Source organism: Flavobacterium johnsoniae, assembly GCF_001879205.1.
Taxonomy (GTDB): domain Bacteria; phylum Bacteroidota; class Bacteroidia; order Flavobacteriales; family Flavobacteriaceae; genus Flavobacterium; species Flavobacterium johnsoniae_A.
In genome coordinates this window covers 489,132-502,884 of record NZ_MLFK01000005.1, presented here as the reverse complement: position 1 = coordinate 502,884, position 13,753 = coordinate 489,132, and the positions used below count along the sequence as shown (strand labels likewise).

The window sequence follows — 13,753 nt, the reverse complement described above, 5'->3', positions numbered from 1 at the left end:
GTATTCTTTCAATATTAAATCATTCATTAATCTAATATTAGGCCGTCTTTTCAAGGATTGTTTCTTTTTCTTCAACAAAATCATTCAAGAAATATTTCAATTCACTTAATTCATATTCATTAGGAAACAATTTTTCATTTACAATTTTTACCGGTGTATAATTAAAATCATTTTTAGCACACCATTCATATTGTTTGTTTATTTCCTGGTTAATCATCATGCTCACTGAATCTACATGCCATTTCTTTAACCATTTCTTTAAACTCATCTTTTTTATATGCCAGTCAGAAATTGCTTCTACAGTTTTTCCTGGTGTTAGTCTATTTATTATTAAAAGACGCTCAACGACTGCTTTATAAGGATTGTCTACATTCTCTGGATTGATATTAAATAAAACGCTTAAAAATATTTTTTCCGGAAATTTTAAAACCAAATCAAAGGCATCCTGAAATGTTTTATGACAATGCTCACAGCTTGGACTAATAATTATTGATAATTTCACTACTGCATTTCTGTTACCAAAATTGATTCCTCTTAAATCTTCAAATCCATTTGTAAGAGGCACTTTTTTAGATAAGAAATTAAGCAGTGAATAATTTCTTTTAAATTTTTTCAGCTCTTTTAACGAGTTTTCATTGTCTAATACATTTTTAGCCACAGATTTTATTACAAACCAAATTGGAACAAGAAGAACCAATGAGAATAAAAATGGGAAAACTTCATTGAAACTAAAACTTAACGTAAACAAGTCTGATGAAAACCATATTAAGCTTTGAGTAAAAATCAAGAATGAAACCATTAAACACATAACACACCATTTTTGCAGCTCAAATTTTTGAATCCACATTGAAGATACTATTATAGGTATAGCCAATAAACTCAAAAAACCAATAAAAACAGACGAGCTTAAAGGCTGAACCAAAACGGCTATAAAACTTGCTCCAAAAAACAATAATGGCAGATCTGAAAAACTTATCCATTTATTATCGTAGTTCTCATTAAAATTAATTACCGAATTACAAGATGAGTTAGTGCTTAAACTGCAAAATTTAGAAATGATACCATTTTTAAATCCGAGTTTCTCCTGAACAATCAAAATGCTGACAATTAATCCTAAAGAAGATATAAGTAAGAACGTAAAGCTAAAAAGGTCATACGAATTATAAAAAAAGGACAAACCTCCTAAAAGCACAAAAGGCACCAAATATTTTAACCAGCTCAATTCAACTTTTAAATTTTCTCTTGCCACAACATTATTTGGCTCAATCGCCACAATAACACCATTCCAGTCTAAAAGAAACTTCTCGTATGATATTTTTTGAATTCCTTTTTTTATCGTACTGATTCTAACAAAATTTTTAGCCTTTTCAACCAATGTCAATTCATCTTTAAAATAAGCCAGAAAGTTTGACGGCAAATCCACGATCTGTTCCTTAGGAACTCTTATAGCCGCATTTTCTACAGACAATAAATCGAATGAATCTGTAATCGCAAATAAGCTTGGATAATTTGGATGAGATAAAAACAAATCCTTAAACTCATTTTTAACTTCCGAGTATCTGTTTATTTGAAGAAATTTTTGAATAAGTTTTAACATTTTTGGGACGCTTTTAAATCATAATTACAATGCAAATATTGGGGTTTTTATTGAAAAAAAAACGTCAATAGCATACATTTTATTAATTATACTACATACAATTTATAAATTATAGCAGGCATAGTCTTAGATTTATACCGCTGAATATCAATTAATTATGCTAATTTTTTTTTCAACAGAAAGCTCAAAACCCGATTCTCGATCAAACGCTTTTCATTTTCTGTAGTTTTGACATATCAGTAACCCTAACACATAAAGAGATGGCAAATATGAAACTAAAATTCGAAGATTTCCAAGATGAAAAAATATCTAAAAATCAACAAAAAATGGTAAGAGGAGGAGAGGAAACAACTCCCGAAGTAGACCCAATTAAAGGTGGAACCGGATCAGTTGGATAAAAATCAAAAAAACACTTTGTAAGTATACAGCTATAAATTTAAAATGTCTAATTACAAAAGATGGAAAATTTATATGGAAAACTTCAAGGCAGAAAAATTAGCAAAAATCAATTTGCGATAATAATTATATTACTATTCTCAAAGATGAAAAATCCGATTTAAAAAGGTGTAGTTAGACTTTGGATGGAATATAGCTTTTACCGCACAAATATACTTTTAAATATTAAAAAATCATGAAAAACATCAAATTAAATATAGAAAATTTCAAAGCAGAAAAAATAGATAGAAATCAACAAAAATCAATTCGTGGAGGCGATGATACTACAATTGCACCTCCTCCTCCGGCTGTCAATGCCAATGCCGCTGCTAATGATGTAGATCCTATTAAAGGAGGAACGGGATCAGTTGGATAAATCCATACTGATTTTAATAAAATCAAATTATTTTAATTAAATGTTATTCGCAAATTGAGCTGGAGAAACTCCAGTTCTTTTGCGAAATGATTTAGCAAACGATACGGCATTTTTAAAACCTACACTTTCCGCTATCGCTTGTGTTGAATATTTACGATACATATGGTTGGTAATCATTTCATTGATTACATAATTAATTTTAAGCTCGTTCGAATATTCACCAAATGATTTCCCGAATCGTTTATTTACAACATAAGACAAATAAGTCGTGTTGGTTTTGATTTTTTTAGCCACATGCTGCAATGTAAAATCAGAATTTAAATATTCTAATTTACTTTCAAGTGCCAGTAATTTTTCAACTATTTTATTCTCCTTAGCTTCGTCAATACTAAGGGTTATACTCTCTTTTTTAACACTTACTTCTTCTAATTCAACAGCTGTCGATGTCTGTGCAATTTCAGCTTCGGCATTGTTTTTCTTTTCAAGATTTGCTTTAAATTCTTCAATTAAAGCATTCATTTTTTTATGTGCTTTATTCTTGTCTATTATATTTTTGATCAATAAAAAGACAATTCCCACTACCAGTAATACGTAAAATACTTTTAATGCTTTATTTAGCAAAACATCTTTTTCATATTTTTCCTGGATCACGACCATTTCGTCGCTTAGATTTCCTGTACCCAGCTTATAATTTACTTCTAAAGCTTCATTATTGAGTTTAGCCTCAGATTTCTCATAATTATCCAGGTATATTTTAGAATGTTTAAATGCTTCCTGCGGCTCATTATATATATTGTATATTTTAGCCTGATAATAATTTGATTTTAAAAAGCTTTCATCTTTTTGATTATCGATCTCTGAAACGGAATCAACCTTTTTAAAAAACACCAATGCCTTATCATACTTTTTTGTTTCATAATATAAGTTGCCTAAATTATAATTGGCAATTTTATATTCTCTGTTCAAATTATTCTGTTTTGCATAAAAAACAATGTTATAATAGGTTTTCTCAGCGTTCTGATAATCTTTTTTTATAGAATAAACGTTTCCAAGACTAATTTTTGCCTTAACATTATTAATGGGTAAATTTTGAGAATATGAAACCGTTTTTTTATAAAAGTAGGCAGCAGAATCTAATAAATACATTGAAGATTGGTTTTTCATATACCAACCTTCGTATGATGCAGCCAAAGTGAGATTATTACTGCTCTTTATGGTATTAAATTGCTCCTTTGTGTAATAGTTTTCATTATTATCAAGAAAAACATTTAACTGCTTTAAATTTTTTATGGCCAATTGATAATTCCCAATCGCTTCATTTATAATTGCAATATTACTTTTAAATTTTGCTATCTGAATTATATCTCCAATCTTAGTAGAGATTTTCATTCCTGTTTGATAGTTTTCAAGAGCTTTACTGTAGTTCTCTCTTGCTCCCTCAATCATCCCGCCATAATTATACAAGTAAGCGGTAAGCTGCGTTTTGTCTTTAGACTCAGGCATTTTATCCAGGTATTTAAATGCCAGATTATACTTTTCCTTAGATTTTGCCGTATCGTCTTTTAATTGAAGTAAATAAGCAATTGCTACATTTGCAAAAGCCAAATGTTTATAGTTCCCGGACTTTGCCATTTCATTTGCATATATTGCAGCGCTATCTCTATCAGCATTCAAATTCAGTCGAATCTTATCCTGCAATAGTAAATACTCTTGTTCTGTTAATTCTCTGTTTTGTTGAGAAAAACCCATGTTTACAACAAAAAAAAGTAAAAAAGAGATGATCAGCCTCATTCAATGTATGTTTTTTGGAATCTCAAAATTAGTTTATATATTATCAATAAACTAAAATTAATTTACCTTATTTGTGATTATTTTTTAACTAATGTATGAAATTATAACAATTTAGCTTTGTTTTGTTATATTTTTATTACGTAAATTTGTTTTGCAAAAAACTATCAAAAATGAAACCAGACTTATTTCAAGCCCCAGATTACTACAACCTTGACGATTTATTAACAGATGAACATAAATTAGTTCGCGAATCTGCACGTGCATGGGTTAAAAGAGAAGTTTCTCCTATTATAGAAGAGTATGCTCAAAAAGCAGAATTTCCAAAACAAATCATAAAAGGGCTTGGAGAAATTGGAGGATTTGGGCCGTATATTCCGGTAGAATATGGCGGTGCAGGTTTAGACCAGATCTCTTACGGGTTAATTATGCAGGAAATTGAACGCGGTGACTCTGGTGTAAGATCAACATCATCTGTACAATCTTCTTTAGTAATGTATCCTATCTGGAAATACGGAAATGAAGAACAACGCATGAAGTATCTGCCAAAACTGGCAACCGGAGAATATATGGGATGTTTTGGTTTAACAGAGCCAGATCACGGTTCTGATCCCGGAAGCATGATTACCAATTTTAAAGATATGGGAGACCATTATCTTTTAAATGGTGCCAAGATGTGGATTTCAAACGCTCCTTTTGCTGACATTGCTGTAGTTTGGGCAAAAAATGAAGAAGGCCGAATTCATGGTTTAATCGTAGAACGTGGTATGGAAGGTTTTACAACTCCGGAAACACACAATAAATGGTCTCTTCGTGCCTCTGCAACCGGAGAATTGATCTTTGATAATGTAAAAGTTCCAAAAGAAAATCTTTTACCAAACAAATCCGGCTTAGGTGCGCCACTTGGCTGTTTAGATTCTGCCCGATACGGAATTGCCTGGGGAGCAATAGGCGCTGCAATGGACTGTTACGATACTGCTTTGCGCTATGCAAAAGAAAGAATCCAGTTTGGAAAACCAATTGGAGGCACACAATTGCAGCAAAAAAAACTTGCTGAAATGATTACAGAAATCACAAAAGCACAATTATTAACCTGGCGTTTAGGTGTTTTAAGAAACGAAGGAAAAGCAACAACAGCTCAAATTTCGATGGCAAAACGCAACAATGTCGATATGGCAATTCATATCGCCCGCGAAGCCAGACAAATGTTAGGCGGAATGGGAATTACAGGCGAATACTCTATTATGCGTCACATGATGAACCTCGAAAGTGTGATCACTTACGAAGGAACACACGACATACATTTATTGATTACCGGAATGGATGTAACTGGAATTCCAGCATTTAAATCATAAACAACTATTAAATTATATACAAAATCAATATAAAAAAGCTTCTTCTAATCGGGAAGCTTTTTATCTTTGCATCAAAATTTATTTAAATGAATATTGAAACTATACACAATAGCATTCAACCACAAAAAGAACAGCTTTTAAAACACTCTCTTTACAATAAAATCCAAACGATTGACGATTTACATTGTTTTCTTCAAAATCACGTTTTTGCCGTTTGGGATTTCATGTCACTATTAAAAGCCCTTCAAGCTAAATTAACCTGTACAACAACTCCTTGGTTTGCCACTAAAAACCCGGAAACAAGATATTTAATTAACGAAATTGTTCTTGCCGAAGAAACAGATTTGAGTATTGACGGAAGAAGACAAAGTCATTACGAAATGTATCTTGAAGCAATGGAAGACTGCGGTGCAGATACAACAGAAATCAACAAGTTTTTAGACTCTGTAAATTCTCTTCATAATATTTTTGTTGCCATTAAACAAAGTTCGCTTCATCCGGAGATTAAAGCTTTTCTGGACTTTACTTTTAGAGTTATCGAAGAAGGAAAACCACATCAAATTGCAGCTGCTTTTACCTTTGGAAGAGAAGATTTGATTCCGAGTATGTTTACCGAAATCCTGAAAAACTTTCAAAAAAACCTTCCGGATACAGATTTAAGCAAACTGCTTTATTATTTCGAAAGACATATCGAATTAGATGCAGATGAACACGGACCAATGGCGATGCAGATGATTACAGATTTATGCGAAGATGACGCTCAAAAATGGAAAGAAGTAGAAGAAGTTTCAATACTGGCTTTAGAAAAAAGAATTGGGCTTTGGAACGCGATTGAAGAAGAAATTATAATGAAAACAGAAATGGTTTAAGGCCAAAATGTTATCATTTAACGTAACTATTTGTTTGAACAGCCTTACCAAATTTAAACAAATTAAAAAAAGCTTTTAGGCAGATAGTTACCTTCATACTCTCTAAATTCTGATTTTTCTAAAAGCTGGTACTTTACAATAACTTCAAAAGCAGATTAAAATATACATGAAATTAGCTAAAGAAGAATTACTGGTGATTATTGATCCTCAGAAAGATTTTACAGATTCTGAGGGATATTATGCAAAAAGGCATCCTATTAAACATATACAGCAAGTTAAAGCCAAAATAAATCATTTAACAAAAAGCCTGGATGAAAATAAATTCGTAATTATTTTCTCCAATTATCAGAAAGAACAGTTCGGAATTGGCACTTCCATGTGTATCAAAGGCACAAAAGGTCATGAAATTGATATTGACTTTGATCACTCTTCTATATTAATTTCAAAAACACAGCATAGCAGTTTTTCTTCAGAAGATTTTAAAAATTTTCTCAAAAAAAATCAAATCCGCAGAATTCTTTTATGTGGTTTTCTGGCAGAATATTGCATACGGCAAACTGCGATCGATGCCCTTCGGGAGGATTACGAAGTAGTTCTTCTAAAAGAATTAATTCAAACCGGAGATGATGTTCAAGACCGAAAACAAGAAGTTTTATTAGATTTAGAAAATCGAGGTGCTGTAATCAATAACAATCTCAATTTCGACTAAAATTGATTATGTCATGCAAGTTTCACCTTCAAAAGAATTATCGCCCTATATTAAGCATTATTTATTTTTAGATAATACCGAAACTGCTTTACAAAAATTCCGTTTATTTTCTGATGGCAATACAGGACTTGTGTTTTCTCTAAAAAACAGGCTGATTTCTGTAATTAACCAATATGACAAAAAAGAATATCTGCCCCATTCTTTTTTATACGGACAACTTAACGGGTTTAAAGACCTGTATTCTGAACATGAAATAACCCTGATAATTGTCGTTTTTCAACCCAGCGGCATAAATCAGTTATTAGGAATTCCTGCCAATGAATTTCTCGATTCAATTATTCCTGTTGAAGAGGTATTTGACCAAAAAATTACGGCTCTTGAGGAGAAATTATTCCAGCAAAACAATCAAACACGAGTTCAATTGTTAAATCTTTTTTTTACATCATTAATCAATTCAAAACCGGTCGCAAATCAAATAATAGAGCATTCTATAAACTTCATTATCTCTGGTAAAGGTCACTTCTCTATAAAGCAATTAGTAGAATTTACAGGTTATACAGAAAGGCATCTGGAAAGAAAATTTAAAGAATGTATTGGATTAAACCCAAAGAAATTCAGCAACGTTGTAAGGCTACATCATTTTTTAAAATTGCTGAAAGACAAATCTCAGGACTCCAATTTAACTCCAATTTGTTACGATGCCGGATTCGCTGATCAGTCGCATCTTATAAAAGAATTTAAAAAGCATACCGGAATTACCCCACGGGAATACTTATACAATACAGGAAAACTAACTAATAATTTGATAAAAACGTCATCCATCATAATTTAAAAATGTCGGTTTTATACAATTTATAAAATATTGCCATCGCTATTTTTGACTCAAAATTAATAGCGTACAATATGAAAAATCTAAAAATAGCCACGGCTCAGTTCGAAAATAAAAGCGGTAATAAAAACTATAATCTTTCTGTAATTGAAAAACTGTCGCAAAAAGCATCTGCTGAAGGCTGCGACGTAATTTCGTTTCACGAATGTTCCATAACCGGATATACATTTGCAAGGCATTTGACAAAAGAACAAATGCTGGAATTAGCAGAATTAATTCCGAGCGGAGAAAGCATTTTAAAATTGACCGAAATTGCTAAAAACCATAACATTGTAATATTAGCCGGACTTTTTGAAAAAGACGAAAATGATAATCTATTTAAAGCGTATGTCTGCGTTGATAAAAATGGTTTAATAGCCAAATACAGAAAATTACATCCTTTTATAAACCCTTATTTAACGCCTGGAGATAGTTATTGTACTTTTGAAATTGAAGGCTGGAAATGCGGTATTTTAATTTGTTACGATAACAATATTATCGAAAACGTACGTGCCACTAAACTTTTAGGAGCCGATATTATATTTATGCCTCACGTAACTATGTGCACGCCTTCTACCCGTCCGGGAGCTGGTTTTGTGGCTCCTCAGCTTTGGGAGAACCGCGAAACCGATCCTACCTCTTTAAGATTGGAGTTTGACGGAATGAAAGGCCGTGACTGGCTTATGAAATGGCTGCCGGCAAGAGCGTATGACAATGCCGTTTATGCAATATTTTCAAACCCAATTGGCATGGACGACGATCAATTAAAAAACGGCTGTTCTATGATTGTGGATCCTTTTGGAGATATTTTAGCCGAATGCCGCACTTTTGATGATTCTTTTGTAATGGCCGTACTTACTCCGCAAAAATGTATGCAGGCTGGAGGAAACCGCTATATAAAAGCACGAAGACCTGATTTATACCGAAATATTATTGGACAAAATCACGAACCGGAACAAAATGTAGTCTGGCTCAACTCTGATAAAAAAAACATAAATTAAGCATTTCGTCTGCTTAAAGCTGTTGAAAGATTTATCTTTGAAGATTCATTAATTTACAGAATAAAGCCCTAGTAATGGAATTTTTTAAAACTACAACTCAAGATATCGATGCTGTTTTCGATATTTACAATGAAGCAACATCTTATCAAAAAACAGTAAACAACAAAAGCTGGAGAGGTTTTGAAAGAGCATTAATAGAAAAAGAAATTACCGAAAATCGTCATTTTATCATCAAAGAGGGAAATGAAGCCGCTTGCACATTTGTACTGACTTTTAATGATTTAATTATCTGGAAAGAAGCCAGTAAAGATCCGGCGGTCTATTTACATCGCATTGCAACGAATCCAAAATTCAGAGGCCAGTCTTATGTCAAAAAAATCATAGAATGGGTTAAACAATATGCCAAAGAAAATGGCAAAGAGTACATTCGGCTTGATACGCACAGCGGTAACGAAAGGATAAACAAATATTACACCAGCTGCGGTTTCGAATATAAAGGAATAAGCACTATCGAATGGACAAACGAATTACCGGAACATTATAAAGAAGGTTCTTTTAGTCTGTTCGAGATTAAGCTTTAATATTACATTCAAACCAAAAAATCTTGAAATAATTTTTAAGTTTTTTTGGTTTGAATAAAATTGACTCTTTTAAAATCATTTTGCCTCCCAAAAACAGCGTTTAGGAGAAACAATTAAGCCTTCATCTTTAAGCATTTTCATTGCTTTATCTACTTCTTTACGATCTAGCTTCGTTAATTCCACTACTTTACCCGCATTTACAGGTTGTGCCGCTTTTTTTATAGCATCTAATACTTCATTTTTAAATTCCATAATTTTTTCTTTTTTATAAAATGCAAAAATAGTAAATATTTTCCTATAAAAATAAGTTGATTTTTAGAGATTGATATGCCTTATGCTCTTCCAAATTAATTTCAACAAAGTGTTTTTATTTCATTCTCACAATTTAAAAAAATAGGAAAAAACCTAGAATAACAAACTGCCTGTTTTCAGTAATGACGCTGTTTATTTATTATTACTGTACTTATTACTTCTAAAACAAATGCATTAAATCTAGTTGGGTTATATTTGAGTAAATGTGCAAGAAAACATGAATGAAAAAAAAATTATGCCCCCCGATGCAGCTGGTTTTCCGGAAAAAAACAAAGTAAACCATAATGACGAATTACTGCTGGTTAATAAAAAGCTTTCGCAGCAAATAGAGGAGCGAAAAAAGCGCGCAGCAGAACTCATTATTGCCAATATCGAATTAGATTACCAGAATAAAGAAAAGGAAAAACGGGCAGCAGAATTAGTTATTGCAAATACGGAACTTGCCTTTCAAAATCAGGAAAAAGAAAAACGCGCTGCAGAATTAGTTATTGCAAATGCAGAACTTGCCTTTCAAAACCAGGAAAAAGAAAAACGCGCGGCAGAACTTGCTATTGCCAACGCAGAACTTGTTTTTCAGAATCAGGAGAAAGAAAAACGTGCAGCAGAACTTGTTATTGCTAATACTGAACTTGCTTTTCAAAATGAAGAAAAAGAAAAACGTGCAGCAGAACTTGCTATTGCAAATGCCGAACTTACTTTTCAAAATCAGGAAAAAGAAAAACGGGCAACTGAATTAATACTCACCAACAATGAACTCGAAGCGTTTACTTATATTTCAAGCCATCATTTACAAGAACCTTTAAGAAAAATACAAGTTTTTACAGACCGGATAAACACAGAAGAGCATCAAAATTTAACCGATAAAGGAAAATACTATTTTGAACGCATTGAAGTTGCATCCTCTCATATGCAGGGACTTATAAACGATTTACTAACTTACTCCCGCACCCGTGTAACCGAAAAGAAATTTGAAAACTTTAGCATTAATGAAGTTGTCAATAAAGCAGTAGAAGATTTAAAAGAAGAAATAAAACAAAAAAAGGCAATTGTAAAGGTGTCTGGAAATTGCAGTGCCTATATCATTCCATCGCAGTTTCAACAGCTTATTGGCAATCTGATAAGTAATGCTCTCAAATTTTCAAAACAAGGAGAAATACCCTGTATTACGATAGAAAGTCTTTATACCAAACAAAAAACAAAGAATCTCCCGTCGTCATCTGATTACTGTCATATAATAGTCAGTGATAATGGCATTGGGTTTGAGCAGCAATTCGAAAGTCGGGTTTTCGAAATGTTTCAGCAGCTCCATAGCAGAACAGACTATAAAGGAACCGGAATTGGTCTGGCGATAGCAAAAAAGATTGTGGAAAACCATAAAGGAATAATTACGGCAACAGGCAAATTAAATCAAGGCGCTAAGTTTGATATTTATATTCCGGTAATATAAAAAAACCTCTTGCGAAATTCACAAGAGGTTTTGCAGAGAGGAAGGGATTCGAACCCTCGATATAGTTACCCATATACTAGCTTTCCAGACTAGCTCCTTCAACCACTCGGACACCTCTCTATTTTGGTCTGCAAAGAACACAAAAAAAATCGAGTTTCAAAAGTAAATTCTAAGATTAGTTTAAATGCTTTTTCTAAATTCTTCCATAAACAGCTTTACAGCCTTTTTTTGATAACCTCCAATCGTCAACATATACGAATCTCGTTTGGTAACAACTCCCGTAATTTGAATAGCTTTGAGATCATCCCAGCCTTTTAGAGCTTTCTCAGCAACGATGGTGGCCCAGTCACTGTTTTCTACCATCTGTAATAAAGCGTGAATTGAATTTAATTCGATCGAAATTTTCGGCTTCATATTGTATTTCGTAAAAAGTATTTCTACATATTCTCTTGAATTAGATCCTTTTCCCGGCAGGATAAGCGCAATATCTTCTATTTTCTTAAAAGGTATCTTATCTAAAGCAGCCAAAGAATGTGATTTAGAAACTGCCATTACCATATTTGAAGTAAACAAAGGTTCTTTCTGAATTGGAAGCTCAATTTCATGCGACGAAATAACCAAAACCAGATCCAATTCATTATTCAATAGTTTTTGTTCTAAAGCTTCTGTTGTGCCATATTCTACAACAATTTTTAGATTTTGGTAGGTTTTTGCAAAAGCATTAATCACCGGTAAAATTAAAAGTCCAAAAATATAAGTAACCCCTAATCGAAGTTCACCGCCAATCATTTCATTTAAATCTTCAATTGCCTGTTTGCCGTTTTCTACATTTTCTACGACTTTTTTAGCGTGAATTAAAAAAACCGATCCCGCTTCTGTAAGCTGTACTTTCTTTCCAATCCTTTTAAACAAAGGCATTCCGAGTTCTTCTTCCAGTTTTTTTATTTGCTGTGAAAGTCCGGATTGGGTTACAAAACACAATTCGGCTGCTTTGGTAAAATGCAGCACCTCAGCTGTTTTAATAAAATATTCGAGTTGATAAATTTCCATATTGATAAGTTTTACTACTTATAATCAGTAAAATTATTAATTTTTCTAATGAAATCATAATCCCGAACTTTGTAAAAAAATATTTCAGGTTATGTTTAAAGCGCTCCAATCAAAAAATTTCAAGTTATTCTTTTACGGTCAGTCTGTTTCTGTTATTGGAACCTGGCTTCAAAAAACAGCCGTGAGCTGGATGGTTTACAGCGTAACCGGTTCTGTTTTTCTTTTGGGACTGGCCACTTTTTTAAGCATGATTCCTTCTCTGTTTCTCGCTCCGCTGGCCGGAAGTATTATTGGCCGCTACGACAAGCACAAAACCATGATTTTATTACAGTCTCTGGCAATGCTTCAGGCTGGGGCTTTGGCTTTAATGATTTATTTAAAAATTTACAATATCAATTTTATCCTGGCTTTAAGTCTCTTTCAGGGAATTATTAACGCTTTTGATATGACCTGCCGACAAACAATGATGATTGATATTGTAGATAACAAAGAAGATCTGCCAAATGCTGTCGCATTAAATTCAACATTAAATAATTTTGCCCGAATTGCGGGACCAGCGCTTGCCGGAATCATACTGCACCACTATGGCGAAGACATTTGTTTTATTGGAAACTTCTTAAGTTACATTCCTGTTTTGATTTCATTATTAATGATGAAAATCACGCCTCATATTAAAGCGGTTGATAAATTTAAAATGCTCGAAGATTTTATTGAAGGTTTTGATTACGTTAAAAAAGAAGCCGAAATGGCCAAAATGCTTTTAATGCTGATGTGCAGCAGTTTATTTGTTATTTCATTTAATACATTAATGCCGGTATTTGCCAAAGATATTTTTAGCGGTAACGCACAAACTTTCAGCTGGTTTGAAAGTGCCGCCGGAATTGGTTCTATTTTATCTGCTATTTACTTGGCTAATCTTAAAAAAACCGATAATATGAGTAAAATAATGATCGCTGCGAGTTTATTGTTAGGATTTAGCATCATTATACTCGCTTATTCAAACAACTTAACCATAGCTCTTATCTGCATGGCTTTGAGTGGTGTGGGAATGATGGCACAAACCTCATCTATAAACATTTACATTCAAACCCAAAGTGCTGTTAATATGCGATCCAGAAGTATTAGTTATTACTTAATGGCCTATCAGGGAATGATTCCTGTGGGAAGTTTGATTATTGGTTATGTTTCTCACATCATCGGAACCAGAAATACGGTTGCAATTCAGGGAATTATCTGTATTATTTCGGTAATTGTATATGTTTATTATAAAAAATACAAATCTACAGATGAGCTCGAAACTTGTGCAGTTCCTTATAGAAATTCAAATAGTTAAATTTAAATTCCAAGTGCACACAATCTTGTCAT

14 protein-coding genes and 1 tRNA gene are annotated in these 13,753 nt (G+C 32.7%); 10 read left to right on the top strand and 5 right to left on the bottom strand.

The features are described from left to right. Positions 1–37: 37 nt before the first annotated feature. The gene (locus BKM63_RS07440; protein ID WP_071635983.1) at positions 38–1,597 is read right to left on the bottom strand and encodes a vitamin K epoxide reductase family protein; all 1,560 of its coding nucleotides are present in this window, start codon (positions 1,595–1,597) and stop codon (positions 38–40) included. A 269-nt stretch (positions 1,598–1,866) separates the two neighbouring features. Between BKM63_RS07440 and BKM63_RS23500 the strand changes: the two genes are divergently transcribed. Both BKM63_RS23500 and BKM63_RS23760 read left to right on the top strand, forming a co-directional pair. Next, complete coding sequence (locus tag BKM63_RS23500; protein ID WP_242661114.1) at positions 1,867–1,995, top strand: rSAM-modified peptide; 129 nt, start codon at positions 1,867–1,869, stop codon at positions 1,993–1,995. 233 nt (positions 1,996–2,228) lie between these two features. Then, the gene (locus BKM63_RS23760) at positions 2,229–2,408 is read left to right on the top strand and encodes a hypothetical protein (protein WP_071635982.1); all 180 of its coding nucleotides are present in this window, start codon (positions 2,229–2,231) and stop codon (positions 2,406–2,408) included. 36 nt (positions 2,409–2,444) lie between these two features. Here the strand turns inward: BKM63_RS23760 and BKM63_RS07430 are convergent, their stop codons facing one another. Next, complete coding sequence (locus BKM63_RS07430) at positions 2,445–4,157, bottom strand: helix-turn-helix domain-containing protein (protein ID WP_242661113.1); 1,713 nt, start codon at positions 4,155–4,157, stop codon at positions 2,445–2,447. Positions 4,158–4,369: 212 nt separating this feature from the next. Here BKM63_RS07430 and BKM63_RS07425 point away from each other — a divergent pair, with 212 nt between their 5' ends. The 6 genes from BKM63_RS07425 to BKM63_RS07400 all read left to right on the top strand — a co-directional run bounded on the left by BKM63_RS07425 (position 4,370) and on the right by BKM63_RS07400 (position 9,579). After that, a complete protein-coding gene (locus BKM63_RS07425) occupies positions 4,370–5,551 on the top strand; it encodes an acyl-CoA dehydrogenase family protein (protein ID WP_071635980.1) in 1,182 nt (393 codons plus the stop codon). Positions 5,552–5,637: 86 nt separating this feature from the next. Continuing rightward, positions 5,638–6,420 carry a DUF3050 domain-containing protein gene (locus tag BKM63_RS07420; RefSeq protein WP_071635979.1) on the top strand — a complete coding sequence of 261 codons (783 nt, stop codon included), beginning with the start codon at positions 5,638–5,640 and terminating at the stop codon, positions 6,418–6,420. Positions 6,421–6,586: 166 nt separating this feature from the next. Then, a complete protein-coding gene (locus BKM63_RS07415; RefSeq protein ID WP_071635978.1) occupies positions 6,587–7,129 on the top strand; it encodes a cysteine hydrolase family protein in 543 nt (180 codons plus the stop codon). A 13-nt stretch (positions 7,130–7,142) separates the two neighbouring features. Then, a complete protein-coding gene (locus tag BKM63_RS07410) occupies positions 7,143–7,961 on the top strand; it encodes an AraC family transcriptional regulator (protein ID WP_071635977.1) in 819 nt (272 codons plus the stop codon). 71 nt (positions 7,962–8,032) lie between these two features. Continuing rightward, positions 8,033–8,998 (top strand): nitrilase family protein, encoded by a 966-nt coding sequence (locus BKM63_RS07405; protein WP_071635976.1) that lies wholly within the window; start codon positions 8,033–8,035, stop codon positions 8,996–8,998. Positions 8,999–9,072: 74 nt separating this feature from the next. Then, positions 9,073–9,579, top strand: coding sequence for a GNAT family N-acetyltransferase (locus BKM63_RS07400; RefSeq protein ID WP_071635975.1), 507 nt, complete (start codon positions 9,073–9,075; stop codon positions 9,577–9,579). 75 nt (positions 9,580–9,654) lie between these two features. Here the strand turns inward: BKM63_RS07400 and BKM63_RS07395 are convergent, their stop codons facing one another. Continuing rightward, a complete protein-coding gene (locus tag BKM63_RS07395; RefSeq protein ID WP_071635974.1) occupies positions 9,655–9,831 on the bottom strand; it encodes a MarR family transcriptional regulator in 177 nt (58 codons plus the stop codon). Between the two features lie 277 nt (positions 9,832–10,108). Between BKM63_RS07395 and BKM63_RS07390 the strand changes: the two genes are divergently transcribed. Beyond that, positions 10,109–11,338, top strand: a complete 1,230-nt coding sequence (locus BKM63_RS07390; RefSeq protein WP_083572195.1) for a sensor histidine kinase — start codon at positions 10,109–10,111, stop codon at positions 11,336–11,338. 33 nt (positions 11,339–11,371) lie between these two features. Here the strand turns inward: BKM63_RS07390 and BKM63_RS07385 are convergent. Together BKM63_RS07385 and BKM63_RS07380 are read right to left on the bottom strand one after the other, a co-directional pair. Further along, a tRNA-Ser gene (locus BKM63_RS07385) sits at positions 11,372–11,458 on the bottom strand. A gap of 60 nt (positions 11,459–11,518) precedes the next feature. Beyond that, entirely contained in the window at positions 11,519–12,388 is an 870-nt protein-coding gene (locus BKM63_RS07380; protein WP_071635973.1) for a LysR substrate-binding domain-containing protein, read from the bottom strand. A 91-nt stretch (positions 12,389–12,479) separates the two neighbouring features. Between BKM63_RS07380 and BKM63_RS07375 the strand changes: the two genes are divergently transcribed. Then, on the top strand, positions 12,480–13,721 hold the full coding sequence (locus BKM63_RS07375) for an MFS transporter (RefSeq protein ID WP_071635972.1): 1,242 nt from the start codon (positions 12,480–12,482) through the stop codon (positions 13,719–13,721). Positions 13,722–13,753: the final 32 nt, after the last annotated feature.